Source organism: Streptomyces sp. NPDC051913 (assembly GCF_044593635.1).
GTDB lineage: Bacteria > Actinomycetota > Actinomycetes > Streptomycetales > Streptomycetaceae > Streptomyces.
The window spans coordinates 220,508-233,234 of the sequence record NZ_JBIUCI010000015.1 but is presented as its reverse complement, the minus strand read 5'-3'; the positions used below and the strand labels follow the sequence as shown (position 1 = coordinate 233,234).

At 71.8% G+C, this 12,727-nt stretch carries 14 protein-coding genes; 9 read left to right on the top strand and 5 right to left on the bottom strand.

Translation table 11 applies throughout. The annotated features are described in order from the left end of the window. Positions 1–44: 44 nt before the first annotated feature. A complete protein-coding gene (locus ACIHIX_RS36300; protein WP_399963867.1) occupies positions 45–1,508 on the bottom strand; it encodes an aldehyde dehydrogenase family protein in 1,464 nt (487 codons plus the stop codon). A 137-nt stretch (positions 1,509–1,645) separates the two neighbouring features. Here ACIHIX_RS36300 and ACIHIX_RS36295 point away from each other — a divergent pair, with 137 nt between their 5' ends. From ACIHIX_RS36295 to ACIHIX_RS36275, 5 genes are all read left to right on the top strand, one after another. After that, positions 1,646–2,110, top strand: coding sequence for a pyridoxamine 5'-phosphate oxidase family protein (locus tag ACIHIX_RS36295; RefSeq protein ID WP_399963865.1), 465 nt, complete (start codon positions 1,646–1,648; stop codon positions 2,108–2,110). Positions 2,111–2,188: 78 nt separating this feature from the next. Continuing rightward, entirely contained in the window at positions 2,189–2,737 is a 549-nt protein-coding gene (locus ACIHIX_RS36290; protein WP_399963864.1) for a carboxymuconolactone decarboxylase family protein, read from the top strand. Further along, on the top strand, positions 2,734–3,150 hold the full coding sequence (locus ACIHIX_RS36285; protein ID WP_399963863.1) for a nuclear transport factor 2 family protein: 417 nt from the start codon (positions 2,734–2,736) through the stop codon (positions 3,148–3,150). Before ACIHIX_RS36290 ends, ACIHIX_RS36285 begins: the two co-directional genes overlap by 4 nt. Next, complete coding sequence (locus ACIHIX_RS36280; protein ID WP_399963861.1) at positions 3,147–4,256, top strand: acyl-CoA dehydrogenase family protein; 1,110 nt, start codon at positions 3,147–3,149, stop codon at positions 4,254–4,256. The genes ACIHIX_RS36285 and ACIHIX_RS36280 overlap by 4 nt, the downstream gene beginning before the upstream one ends. Positions 4,257–4,260: 4 nt before the next feature. Further along, a complete protein-coding gene (locus ACIHIX_RS36275) occupies positions 4,261–5,022 on the top strand; it encodes an acyl-CoA dehydrogenase family protein (protein ID WP_399963859.1) in 762 nt (253 codons plus the stop codon). A 40-nt stretch (positions 5,023–5,062) separates the two neighbouring features. Here ACIHIX_RS36275 and ACIHIX_RS36270 read toward each other — a convergent pair whose 3' ends face one another. Genes ACIHIX_RS36270 through ACIHIX_RS36260 form a run of 3 tightly spaced genes read right to left on the bottom strand, consistent with a single transcriptional unit; the run spans position 5,063 to position 8,012 of the window. After that, positions 5,063–5,845 (bottom strand): enoyl-CoA hydratase, encoded by a 783-nt coding sequence (locus ACIHIX_RS36270; RefSeq protein ID WP_399963857.1) that lies wholly within the window; start codon positions 5,843–5,845, stop codon positions 5,063–5,065. A gap of 9 nt (positions 5,846–5,854) precedes the next feature. After that, positions 5,855–7,030 carry an acyl-CoA dehydrogenase family protein gene (locus ACIHIX_RS36265; RefSeq protein ID WP_399963855.1) on the bottom strand — a complete coding sequence of 392 codons (1,176 nt, stop codon included), beginning with the start codon at positions 7,028–7,030 and terminating at the stop codon, positions 5,855–5,857. Further along, positions 7,014–8,012, bottom strand: coding sequence for an acyl-CoA dehydrogenase family protein (locus ACIHIX_RS36260; protein WP_399963853.1), 999 nt, complete (start codon positions 8,010–8,012; stop codon positions 7,014–7,016). Before ACIHIX_RS36260 ends, ACIHIX_RS36265 begins: the two co-directional genes overlap by 17 nt. Positions 8,013–8,152: 140 nt before the next feature. Here ACIHIX_RS36260 and ACIHIX_RS36255 point away from each other — a divergent pair, with 140 nt between their 5' ends. The 3 genes from ACIHIX_RS36255 to ACIHIX_RS36245 all read left to right on the top strand — a co-directional run bounded on the left by ACIHIX_RS36255 (position 8,153) and on the right by ACIHIX_RS36245 (position 10,738). Beyond that, positions 8,153–8,821, top strand: coding sequence for a TetR/AcrR family transcriptional regulator (locus ACIHIX_RS36255; RefSeq protein WP_399963850.1), 669 nt, complete (start codon positions 8,153–8,155; stop codon positions 8,819–8,821). A gap of 64 nt (positions 8,822–8,885) precedes the next feature. Further along, positions 8,886–9,707, top strand: coding sequence for an acyl-CoA thioesterase (locus ACIHIX_RS36250; RefSeq protein WP_399963848.1), 822 nt, complete (start codon positions 8,886–8,888; stop codon positions 9,705–9,707). After that, positions 9,704–10,738: a dihydrodipicolinate reductase gene (locus tag ACIHIX_RS36245; RefSeq protein WP_399963846.1), complete on the top strand. Its 1,035-nt coding sequence runs from the start codon at positions 9,704–9,706 to the stop codon at positions 10,736–10,738. Before ACIHIX_RS36250 ends, ACIHIX_RS36245 begins: the two co-directional genes overlap by 4 nt. Here ACIHIX_RS36245 and ACIHIX_RS36240 read toward each other — a convergent pair. Next, complete coding sequence (locus tag ACIHIX_RS36240; protein ID WP_399963844.1) at positions 10,731–11,879, bottom strand: thiolase family protein; 1,149 nt, start codon at positions 11,877–11,879, stop codon at positions 10,731–10,733. The two genes, ACIHIX_RS36245 and ACIHIX_RS36240, sit on opposite strands and share 8 nt — an antisense overlap. An 80-nt stretch (positions 11,880–11,959) precedes the next feature. Between ACIHIX_RS36240 and ACIHIX_RS36235 the strand changes: the two genes are divergently transcribed. Continuing rightward, the gene (locus ACIHIX_RS36235) at positions 11,960–12,727 is read left to right on the top strand and encodes an SDR family NAD(P)-dependent oxidoreductase (RefSeq protein ID WP_399963842.1); all 768 of its coding nucleotides are present in this window, start codon (positions 11,960–11,962) and stop codon (positions 12,725–12,727) included.

Here is a 12,727-nt window from a genome sequence, read left to right as displayed (position 1 = left end):
GTGCTCAGATGCCGGTGGCTGCCGATGGGCCTGCGCCGGAACGGTCACGTGTCCCGCGTCTCCGCCACGCCGAACGTCTTGAGCTCGAGGAACTCCTCAAGCCCGGGCACGCCCATCTCCCGTCCGATGCCGGACTGCTTGAATCCGCCGAACGGGGCGTCGGGGCCGAAGAACAGGCCCCCGTTGATACTGAAACTGCCGCTGCGGACACGGCGGGCCACCGCGACGGCCCGGTCCTCGTCGGCGCCGATCACCGCGCCGGACAGGCCGTACACCGAGTCGTTGGCGATGCGGACGGCATCGTCCTCGTCGTCGTAGGGGATGACGACCAGGACCGGGCCGAAGATCTCCTCCTGGGCGATCTCGGAGGCCGGGTCGACGTCGGCGAGGAGGGTCGGTTCGTAGAAGAAGCCCTCGCGCTCGACGGGCCGTCCGCCGGTCACCAGGCGGGCGCCGTCCGCGACGGCGCGCTCGACCAGGCCGTGCACCTTGGCCCGCTGGCGTTCGCTGATGAGGGGGCCCATGTGGGTGGCCGGGTCGGACGGGTCGCCGTACGGGACGCGGCCGAGCATGGCCTTGACCAGGTGGACCGCCTCCTCGTGCCGTGCGCGTGGGACGAGGAGGCGCGAGGTGATGCCGCAGCCCTGGCCCGCGTGGGTGCAGACGGTGAAGGCGGCCATCGTCGCGGCCTGGGTGAGGTCGGCGTCGTCGAGCACGAGCATCGCCGACTTGCCGCCGAGCTCCAGGAAGACCTTCTTCAGCGTGGCCGAGGCCGCCGCCATGATGGTCCTGCCGACCGGGGTCGAGCCGGTGAAGCTGATCATGTCGACGTCGGGATGGGTGGTGAGCAGCTCGCCCGTCCCGGGGTCCGAGGAGGTGAGGACGTTGACGACGCCGGCCGGGATGTCGGTCTCCTCGGCGATGATCCGGCCGAGCGCGAGGGTCGTCCACGGGGTGTCGGGGGCGCCCTTGAGGACGACGGTGCACCCGGCGGCGAGCGCCGGGGCGAGCTTGGCGAGGGCCAGTTGGTGGGGGAAGTTGTACGGCAGGATCGCGGCGACCACGCCGGCCGCCTCCTTCTCCACCCAGCGTCGGTGCGAGCGGCCCCGGCTCTGCGTGGTGGGCAGCTCGGTGCGGAACGCGTAGCTCTCCAAGAGGTCGGCGTACCACTTGACCAGCTCGATCGGCTCGTCGAGCTGGGTGCCGTGGGTCAGTGAGCGGGGTGCGCCCACCTCGGCGATGGTCAGCTCGCGCAGCTCCTCACGGTGGACGTGGAGTGCCTCGTACAGCTGGCGCAGACAGCGCAGTCGCAGGGCGCGGTTGCTCGCCCAGTCGGTCGTGTCGAAGGCGCGGCGGGCCGCGGCGACGGCCGCCTCGGCCTGCGGGGCGTCCGCGTCGGACGCCGTGCCCAGCACCTTTCCGGTGGATGGATCGACGGTCTCGAAGTCGCGTCCCGCGTGCACGAGTTCGCCGTCGATCAACAGCCGGTCCTCATGGAAAAGACTCACGGCTCCCCATCTCTTCCGAGTGGCTCGGGGCCTTGGCTTGCCAGGGCCCCGTCTGCGGTGGAAAGTAGCTTCTCGCTACAAGAGAAGCAACCACTCGTGCAGGAGAATTAGGCATTCATCGAAGAGCGGGAGGAATCATGCCCGGTCAGCGCAGGGGCACCAGGATCGCCATGACGGACGAGGAGCGGGACGCGTTCCTGCGCACTCAACCGGTCTGCCGGGTCGCGACCGCGGGAGCGGGCGGACATCCGCACACCAGTGCGCTGTGGTTCGTATGGGACGGGACCGCATTGTGGCTCAACTCCCTGACAAGAAGCCGACGATGGGCTGACATTCGGCACCGTCCCGAAATCTCCGTCCTCGTCGACGACGGAGGCTTCGACTTCCTGCGCCTGCGAGGCGTGGAGCTGCTGGGATGCGGCGAGGTGGTCGGTGAGGTGCCGCGCAAGGGCACGCCGCTGGACGAACTCGCCGTACCCGAGCGGTTGTTCGCGGAGAAGTACATGAACGGCGGCACCTTCCGGTACGACGGGCGGCACGCCTGGCTGCGGCTGCGGCCGGAGAAGGTGGCGAGTTGGGACTTCGCCAAGTTGCGCGCCTGACGGTTGACGACCGCTCCGGGCGCATGGAAACCTTCCACGAGATTCGCGAGAATGCCATTCTCACCAAGGGAGTGTCGAATGCCCCCGCGCCTGCCCCCGCTACCGGACGACGAGTGGGACGACCGGACGCGCGAGGCGCTGTCCGCACTGCTGCCCCGGCGGATGCGCAACGAGCGCGACGCCGGGCCCGCGATGGCCGCGATGGCCCGGCACCCCGATCTGACCGAGGCCTTCCTCTCCTTCAGCGTGTACGTCCTGTTCCGGTCGACGCTGCCCCGCCGGGTGCGTGAGCTGGTGACGCTGCGGGTGGCGGCCCGCCGGGACTGCGCCTACGAGTGGGCCAGCCATGTGAAGCTGGCGCGGGAGGCCGGACTCACCGCGGCCGAGGTCGAGGCGGCCGGGCGCGGCAAGGCGGACGACCCGCTGGACAGCCTGGTCCTGGCCGCGGTCGACGAGCTGGAGGACCACTCCACGCTGTCGGACCGCACCTGGGACGCGCTCGGTGAGCACCTCGACGAGCGGCAGCGGATGGACTTCGTGTTCACGGCGGGGGCGTACGCGGTGATGGCGATGGCCTTCAACACGTTCGGCGTCCCGGCAGACACCCAGGGGAGCGACGGCCCATGAGCACCGACGACCTCGTGGAGATCCAGCAGCTCCTCGCCCGTTACGCGGTGACGATCACCCGGGGCGACATCGACGGGCTGCTGGCCGTCTTCACCCCCGACGGCACCTACAGCGCCTTCGGCGACACCTACCCCCTCGCGGAGTTCCCCGCCCTGGTGGCCGCCGCTCCCAAGGGCCTGTTCCTGACCGGAACTCCGGTGATCGAGGAGGCCGACGGCGACACCGCCACCGGCACCCAGCCGCTCTGCTTCGTGGACCACGCCACGCACGAGATGCGGATCGGCTACTACAACGACACCTATGCGCGCACGGCGGACGGCTGGCGGCTGCGCACCCGGGCGATGACGTTCATCCGCCGCGGCGGCGCCCACGACTCGGGCCGCCCGCACGCCTTCGAACGCCCCTCGGCATGACCACCTACGCGACCGTCGCCGCGTTCCGCTCGGCCCTTCAGGACTGGCTCGCCGGCCATGACCTCTCCCCCGGCCCCGACGACTCCCTCGACGCCCAGGTCGCCCAGCTGGCCCGGGTCCGGCGGGCCCTGTTCGACGCCGGCTGGATGCGCTACGGCTGGCCCGCCGAGGTGAGGGGGCTCGGCGGGCCGGCCGTGTTCCGGGCCGTGCTCGGCGAGGAGGTCGCCACGCGCGGCCTGGCCGAGCCCGGCATCTACTCGATGGTCGAGGTCCTGGTCCCGACGCTGATCGCGTACGCCCCACCACAACTGGCCGCCGACATGGTCCCGTTGCTGCTGAGCGGCCGCGAGCAGTGGTGCCAGGGCTTCTCGGAACCGGGTTCCGGCAGCGACCTGGCGTCCCTCACGACCCGGGCGGTGCCCCGCGACGACGGCAGCTGGCTGGTCAACGGCCAGAAGGTCTGGACGAGCCTTGCCCAGTACGCGGCCCGCTGCGTCCTGCTCACCCGCACGGCACCCGGCCACGGCGGCATCACCGCCTTCTTCCTCGACATGGACACCCCCGGCATCACGGTCCGACCGCTGCGCACCCTGCACGGCGTCGACGAGTTCGCCGAGGTCTTCCTCGACGACGTCGTGATCCCCGCCGACCGGATGCTCGGCCGCCCCGGGGACGGCTGGCGCCTGGCCATGGACCTGCTCCCGCACGAACGCTCGACATGCTTCTGGCACCGTGTCGCCCACCTCTACACCCGCCTCGACCGCCTGCTGGACGAGACACCGGACCCGGGCCGGGACGACAGCGCGCTGGGCGCCGCCTACCTCGCCCTGCACACGGTCCGCTGCCGCTCCCACGCGACCCAGCGCCGGCTCGCGGACGGTGCCCGGCTCGGGCCGGAGACCTCGGTGGACAAGGTGCTGCTGGCCACGGCGGAACAGCGGCTGTTCGACACCGCGCGGGATCTGCTGCCGGGGGCGGTGGAGCTCACCGACGCGTCATGGCGCTCCGAGTACCTGTACTCGCGGGCCGCCACGATCTACGGCGGTACGGCGGAGATACAGCGCAACATCATCGCCCGGCGGCTGCTCGACCTCGGCAAGGAGTGATCCCATGGACGCCGCGGAGCTGGAGCTGCTCACCGAGACGCTCCGCAGGACGATGACGACGACCACCTCGGGCACCGCCCTGGACGCGGCGCTGAGGGATCTGGGCTGGCGTGAACTGCTGGCGGAACACCCCGAGCCGGCCCTCCGCACGGTCTTCCGGCTGCTCGGCGAGACGGGGACGCACGCCTGCGTCCTCAACGACGTCACAGGCGGCGGCACCCGCCCACTGCCCTACGCGGGCGGCGCCTGGGTGGTCTGGGACGCGACCGCTCCGGGCACCACCGTCGACCCCGAACTCCCCTTGCGGACGGTTCCGTCGGGAGCGCCGCTCCCCCTCGCCGCCGGCCGGCGCGCCCTCGGCTGGTGGCTGCTCGGCACCGGCCACGCCATGCTGGCGCTGGCCCGCGGCCACGCACTGGACCGGGTCCAGTTCGGCCGCCCCCTGGCGTCCTTCCAGGCGGTACGGCACCGGCTCGCGGAGACGCTGGTCGCCCTGGAGGGCGCGGAGGCCACCCTGCTGGCCGCCACCGACCCCCTCGGCTCCCTGCTGGCCAAGGCCGCGGCCGGCGAGGCGGCGCTGACGGCGGCCCGGCACTGCCAGCAGGTGCTCGGCGGCATCGGCTTCACCGCCGAACACCCTCTGCACCGCCATGTCCGCCGGACGCTGGTGCTCGACGGACTGCTCGGCAGCGCACGGGAGTTGACCCGCGAGGCGGGCGCACGACTGAGGGCGGAGGGCTCGGCACCGAGGCTGGTCCACCTCTGAGCGGACCTGGTGAAGAAGACTGCGGTTCGGCAACGGAGCGCTACCGCAGCTTCTCCTTCATCTCGTCCAGCTTCGCCAGGATCGGGTAGCCGCTCACGCTCAACGCGTTGCCGTGCCCGGTCTGGTGCACGTCGAACACGGACTGGACGGCGGCGTAGAAGCCCTGCACGTCCTGTGTCTGGTTGACGGCCCGCTTGGCCTGGCGCAGCCCGAACGCCGGCATCTTCGCGATCCGCTCGGCCAGTTCGCGGGCCTCGGCGTCCAACTCCTCCCGCGCCACCACCCGGTTGACCATGCCGACCTGCTCCGCCTCACGCGCGGTCAGCGGGCGCCCGGTGAAGAGGATCTCCTTCGCCTTGCGCGGCCCCAACTCCCAGGTGTGACCGTGGTATTCGACACCGCCGATCCCCATCGTCACCACCGGGTCGGAGAACAGCGCGTCCTCGGCGGCGACGATCAGATCGCAGGGCCAGCACAGCATCAGACCGCCCGCGATACAGCGCCCCTGCACGGCGGCGATCGACGGCTTCGGGACGTTGCGCCAGCGCAGCGTGTACTCCAGGTACCGGCGGCTCTCCGCCCGGTAGATCCACTCCAGGGTGATCTCCTCCGGCCCCGGCCAGCGGTCCTTCAGATCGTGCCCGGCGGAGAAGTGCCTCCCCTGCGCCCGCAGCACGATCACCTTCACCTCCTCGTCCACCGCGGCCCGCGTCCAGGCCGCGTCGAGTTCGTCGAGGAGGGCCATGTTCTGGGCGTTGGCGACCTCGGGACGGTTCAGGGTGAGGGTCGCGATGCGGTCCTTCACCTCGTACAGGATGTGCACGGCGGCTCCTCAGCGTCGGGGCAGACCGAGCACGCGCTCGGCGATGATGGTGCGCTGGATCTCGGAGGTGCCGCCGGCGATGGTGGCACCGAAACTGCGGGCGTAGCGGTGGAACCAGCTGGCGAAGTTGTCGTCGTACGTCATGTGGTACGCCGGTGCCGTCGCCGCCGGGTGGGTCAGCCCGTCGGGGCCGGCCGCCTCCAGGGCCTTCTCCAGGGCCCGTTGTGAGGCCTCCGAGCCGAAGACCTTGAGGACGGACAGCGCCGGCACGTCCTGTTCGCCGCGGGCGGCCCGGGCCAGGGCGGCCGAGCCCAGCAGGCGCAGGGCCTGGAGGTCCATGACGAGGGTGGCGTACCAGTCCTTCTCCAGTGGGCCGGCCGGGCGGAAGTCTCGGACGATGTCGCCGAGCCGTTCCGCCTCGCTCACCCACATCAGGGTGCGTTCGTGGCCGAGGGAGCCGTTCGCCACCCGCCAGCCCTCGTTCAACGGCCCGACGAGGTTCTCCACGGGGACGCGGACGTCGTCGAAGAAGACCTCGTTGAAGTCCTTGTCCTCGGCGTTGGTGTAGGAGGCGAAGGGGCGGCGGGTCAGACCGGGGCTGTCGGTGGGGATCAGCAGGACGCTGATGCCCTTGTGCTTGGGGGCGTCGGGGTCGGTGCGGACGAAGGTGAGCAGGACGTCGGCGTCGTGGGCGCCGGAGGTCCACACCTTCTGTCCGTTGACGAGGAAGTGGTCCCCCCGGGGTTCGGCGCGGGTGCGCAGGGAGGCCAGGTCGGAGCCCGCACCGGGCTCGCTCATACCGAGGGCCGCCGTCATCTCGGCGCGCAGCACGGGCACGGCCCAGCGCCGTTTCTGCTCCTCGGTGCCGAACGTGAGCAGGGAGGCGGCGATGATGCCGACGCCCTGCGGGTTGAAGCTGTGGAAGATACGGCGCCGGGACAGCTCCTCCATGTGCACGTACTGCTGGAGGACGGTGGCGTCGCGGCCCCCGAACTCGGGCGGGTTGCCGGGCAGCAGCCACCCCTCGTCGAACTGGAGCCGCTGCCAGCGCTTGGCCCAGTCGGGGATGTGCCCCGTGGAGCGGGAACGTTCGGCCGCCTCCGCCTCGGCGGGGAGGTTGGCCTCCAGGAACGCCGCGAACTCGGCCCGGAAGGCCTCGACGTCGGCATCAAAGGTCAGTCGCATGGCACTCCTCCGCTATCAGCGCCCGGTGTTCGGCAGCGCCGCCCAGCAGCAGTTCGCCCGCCTTGGCCCGCTTGATCGCGAACTGGAGGTCGTTCTCCCAGGTGTGTCCCATGGCGCCGAAGAGCTGCACGGCGTTGCGGAACACCAGGGCCTGGCACTCACCCGCCGCGGCCTTGGCCATGGCGGCGGCCAGGCGGCGCCGGGGGTCGTCCTCGGCGATGGTCAGCGCCGCGAAGTAGGCGAGCGCCCTGGCCCGTTCGACGGCCACGTGCATGTCGGCCGCCTTGTGCTGGACGGCCTGGAACGAGCCGATGGGGGCGCCGAACTGATGTCGGCTCCGGACGTGGTCGAGGACCAGCTCCAGGGCGCGCCTGCACGCTCCGACCATCGTCAGGGCCATACCGGTGAGGGCGAGATGGCGGGCGCGCTCCGGGTCGGCGGCGCTGCGGCGGTCGACGGGCACGCGGACATGGTCGAAGAGGACGTCGGTGATGTGCAGGATCGGGTCGAAGACGGAGCCGCGCACGGCGGACACCTGGTCGGCGGCGACGACGAAGACACCCGCCCCCGTCACCACGGCGAACTGTTCGGCGCGATCACCGTCGAGCACATGGCGGGCTACGCCCTCCAGCACCCAGTCACCGCCCTCGGCCCGCGCCGTGATCCCGGAGAGGACCGCGGTGCCGGAGCGTCCCGGCGCGGTGAAGGCGGGGGCGAGCGGGGCGAACTGGGTCATCGTCGCCAGATAGGGGGTCGGGTCGGTGGCCCGGCCCAGTTCCTCCAGGACGATCGCCAGCTCGACGGTGTCCGCGGGGTCCGTCAGTTCGGTCCAGCCCAGGTCGCGGTAGACCCGCCAGAGCGGGGCCGGGTCGGCGCCCTCGTCGCAGATGCGGCGGATCAGGGCCGGTGGGCACTCCTTGAGCAGGGCCTTGTGCACGGTGTCCTGCCACAGCCGTTGCTCGGCGTCGAACTCCCCCAGCATGGGGCCTCCCTCGTCGGCGCGGGAACGCGACGTGAGAATAACATTCTCATGCAGAGAAATTAAGAGTCTCGCAACCGCGATAAGGGATGTCCTGCCTGGCTGTAGGGCTGTTGTCGCTACACTGCAGTAAAGTTCTCCCCATGGCACAGAAGGCGGACCAGCCCGTGAGCACCCCCACCGAAGAGCCGGCCTGGAAGCAGCGCGCGGTCGAACGTTCCACCCAGGCGGCGAAGCGTCGGGCCGAGCAGCGGGTGGAGCGGTTCCTCGACGCGGCGCAGGCGATCATGGCGGAGAAGGGCACGACGGACTTCACCGTGCAGGAGGTCGTCGACCGCTCCAAGCAGTCGCTGCGCAGCTTCTACCAGCACTTCGACGGCAAGCACGAACTGCTCCTCGCCCTGTTCGAGGACGCCATGAGCAAGTCGGCGGACGAGCTGCGGGCCGCCGCGGCCGGCCAGTCGACCCCGCTGGACCGCCTCAAGGTCGCCGTGCAGACCCTGTTCGACAACTCCCGCCCCGACCCGGCCGCCAAGCGCCCGCTGTTCACGGACTTCGCGCTGCGCCTGCTGGTCTCGCACCCCGAGGAGATGCGGGTCGCGAACGCCCCGCTGCTGGCCCTGCTCACCGACCTGATGACGGAGCTGGAGGAGGCGGGTCTGCTGCGCCCGGGCTTCAAGCCCCGCCGGGTGGCGGCCATGACCATGCAGACCGTCATGTTCAACGCGCAGTCCAGCGGTCAGGCGGGCGCCCACCCGATCACGGCCGACGAGATCTGGGACTTCTGCGCGAAGGGCTTCACGCTGAGCTAGGTCCGCACGATCCCGGGCGAGAGCGCCATTCTCACGGCAGAAAATCTCCTTTACGCTCACAGGCATGCCCTTTGCCACGAGTGACCTCTGGGACGATCTGCTCGCCTGCCTCGATCTGCGCGCACCCTTTGGGAGCGAGGTCTTCGAGGCCCGCAACCAACGACTCGGCCACCACCGGCTGTTCGGCGGGCAGTTGCTCGCCCAGTCCGTCCGGGCGGCTCGGCTGAGCTGCCCGGACAAGGCCGTCAAGTCCCTGCACGCCCTCTTCCCGCGGGCGGGCCGCCCCGAGGAGCCCGTCCGCTACGAGGTGGCCCGCCACCATGAGGGAGGCACCTTCGCCACCCTGGCGGTCACGGCCCGGCAGTCGCACGGCGTCGTCGCCACCGCCACCGTCTCCCTGCACACCCCGGAGGACGGACCCGCCCACCAGGCCACCGACCCGGTCCCGGCGCTCCTCGGCCCCGAGCACCGCGTCGAGCTGCGCCTGCTCCCCTGGGAGACCCGGACCGCGGCCGACCTGGACGCCCCCGACGCGGGGCCGCCCGACTTCGAGCTCTGGATGCGCACCCCGGCGGCCGACCCCCGGCTGTTCTCGGCGCTCACGGCGTACGCCACCGATCTGACCCTGATCGGCACCGCCCTGCGCCCCCTCAAGGGCGTCGGCCAAGGGGACGCGGGGGCGGCGTTCACCTCGGCCGTCACCTCGCACACGGTCTGGTTCCACCGCCCGTTCCGCACCGACGACTGGCTTCTGCTGCGCCAGCACAGCCCGGTCCTCGCGCACGGCCGCTGCTACGGGCGAGGCGATGTGCTCACGCGGGACGGTTCCCTGGTGGCGTCCTACGCCCAGGAGGCCCTGCTGCGGCTGGCGCGGGAGGCGGTGTGAGGCCGTACCGGGTCGTCCAGTGGGCCACCGGGACGATCGGCGGCCGTTCGCTGCGGGCCGTGGTCGAGCACCCCGGCCTGGCCCTGACCGGGGTCTTCGTCCACTCGGCGGCCAAGTCCGGCCTGGACGCGGGTGAGTTGTGCGGGCTCGGGGTGACGACCGGCGTGACGGCGACGCGGGACGTCGAGGAGGTGATCGCGCTCGGGGCGGACTGCGTGCTGTACATGCCCCTGGTGTGCGACCTCGACGAGGTGTGCCGGCTGCTGGAGTCGGGGGCGAACATCGTGACCACGCGGGGCGAGTTCCACCATCCCGGGAGCATGGATCCCGTCGTACGCGAGCGGGTCGAGGCCGCCTGCGCACGCGGGGGTACCTCGATCCACAGCACCGGCAGCAGCCCCGGTTTCATCACCGAGGCGGTGCCGCTCGTCCTGACGTCGATCGCGCGCCGGGTGGACGCGGTGACCATCGACGAGTACGCCGACCTGTCCCGACGCCCTTCGCCGGAGCTGCTGTTCGGGATCATGGGCTTCGGTGTCGCGCCCGCGGAGTTCGCCGCGGAGCGCCTCTCCCGCGCACGGACCGGCTTCGGCCCGTCTCTGCGGCTGGTCGCCGAGGCACTGTCGTTGCCGCTCGACTCCCTGGAGGCCGACGGGGAGTTGGCGACGGCCCGGCACCGGGTGCGGATCGCGGCGGGCGAGTTGGCGCCGGGGACGGTCGCGGCCCAGCGCCTCACGGTGTCCGGGATGCGCGAGGGCCGGGCGCTGCTGCGGTTCCGGGCAACCTGGTACTGCACCACCGAACTCGACCCGGCCTGGCCCCTGCACGACACGGGCTGGCACGTCACCGTCGACGGCGACGCCCCTGTGGACGTCGGCATCCGGCTCCCCGTACCGCTCGACCGGATGGCCGAGGTGTCCCCGTCGTACACGGCCAACCGGGCGGTCAACGCGGTGCCGTCGGTGTGTGCGGCGGCGCCGGGGATCCGTACGACGTCGGATCTGCCGCAGGTGACGGCGGCGCTCAGCTGACCTGCACGACCAGGGCGGAGCCCATTCCGCCCCCGGCGCACATCGACGCGACCCCGATCCCGCCGCCGCGCCGCCGCAGTTCATGGACGAGGGTGACCAGCATGCGGGCGCCGGTGGCGGCGACGGGGTGGCCCAGGGAACAGCCGCTGCCGTTGACGTTGACCCGGTCGGGGTCGAGGCCGAGGAGACGCACGGCGGCGACGGCGACCGAGGCGAAGGCCTCGTTGATCTCGAACAGGTCGACATCGGCCGTGGTGAGGCCCGCGCGGGCCAGTGCCTTGGGGATGGCCTTGACCGGGGAGAGCCCGGTCTCCGCGGGGTCCACCCCGACGGACGCCCAGGACCGGACGGTGGCCAGGGCGGGCAGCCCCAGGTCCGCGGCGGCCTCCCCGCTCGCGCAGACGAGGGCGGCGGCGCCGTCGTTGCCTCCGCAGGCGTTGCCCGCGGTGATGCTGAAGCCATCGATCTCCGGATGCAGTGGCTTGAGGGCGGCCAGCCTCTCCAACGACGTGTCCCGGCGCGGGTGTTCGTCCACGGAGAAGAGCCCGTGCGGTGTCTCGACAGGGACGATCTCGGCCGCGAACCGCCCCTCGTCGATGGCGCGCACGGCATTGCGGTGCGAGCGCAGCGCCCATGCGTCCATCTCGGCGCGGGACACGTCGGCCCGCCGGGCCACGTTCCAGCCGATGCAGATCGACATGTCGGCGTTGGGGGCGTCCGGGCGGTCGGGGTGCGTGGGCGGCATCCAGGGCTCGGTCCACTCCCCATCGACCCGGAAGCGCGATGTCGGCGCCGTCGAGGCGGAGTTGACACCCCCGGCGATGATCAGCTCGTCCATGCCGGCCCGGATGCTCGCGGCGGCGCCCGCCACCGCGGCCAGCCCCGCGGCACAGTGCCGGTTGTACGCCAGGCCCGGCACCGAGGTGAGTCCGGCGGTGAGGGCCGCGTGCCGGGCGATGACGCCGCCGCCGTAGAGGCCCTCGCCGAGGATCACGTCGTCGACCCGGTCCGGGTCGAGCCCCTCGGCGGCGGCGCCCACGACGTGGTGGGCCAGGTCGAAGGCGGTGGTGTCGCGCAGGGCGCCCCTGACCGCCGTGCCGACGGGTGTACGCAGGGCGGACACGATGACTGCCTCGGGCATGGACGCCTCCCACGGGGTAGCGACAACCTATGAGAATGCTACTCTCGCAAAACTAGAACATGACTCGCAAGGGAGCCGTCATGGAGATAGCAGGGTCGTCCGCGGTCGTCGTCGGCGGAGCGGGCGGACTGGGCGAGGCGACGGTCCGCCGCCTGCACGCCGCGGGCGCGGCGGTCGTCGTGGCCGACCTCGCCGACGACAAGGGCAAGGCCCTGGAGGCAGAACTCGGCGTCCGGTACGCGCGGACCGACGCGACGAGCGAGGAGGACGTCCTCGCGGCCGTCGCCGAGGCGGAGTCCCTGGCCCCGCTCCGGATCTCGGTGGACACGCACGGCGGGCCCGCGAGCGGGGGCAGGCTGATCGGCCGCGACGGCGAACCCCTGGACCTCGCCGGGTTCCGCCGGACCGTCGACATCTATCTCACCGGCGTCTTCAACGTCATGCGCCTGACCGCCGCCGCCATGGCCCGCCATGAACCCGTGACCGAGGACGGCGCCCGGGGCGTCGTCGTCAACACGGCGTCGATCGCCGCGTACGAGGGTCAGATCGGCCAACTCCCCTACGCCGCGGCCAAGGGCGGGGTGACGGCGATGACCCTGGTGGCGGCACGCGATCTGTCCCCGCTCGGCATCCGCGTCGTCACGATCGCGCCGGGCACCTTCCTGACACCGGCGTACGGCAGGGCCGGGGACCAGTTGGAGGCGCACTGGGGCCCTCGGATACCGCACCCCCGACGCATGGGGCGCTCCCCGGAGTACGCGGCCCTGGTCCAGCACATCTGCGAGAACGACTATCTCAACGGGGAAGTGATCCGGCTGGACGGGGCGCTCAGGTTTCCGCCCAGGTGA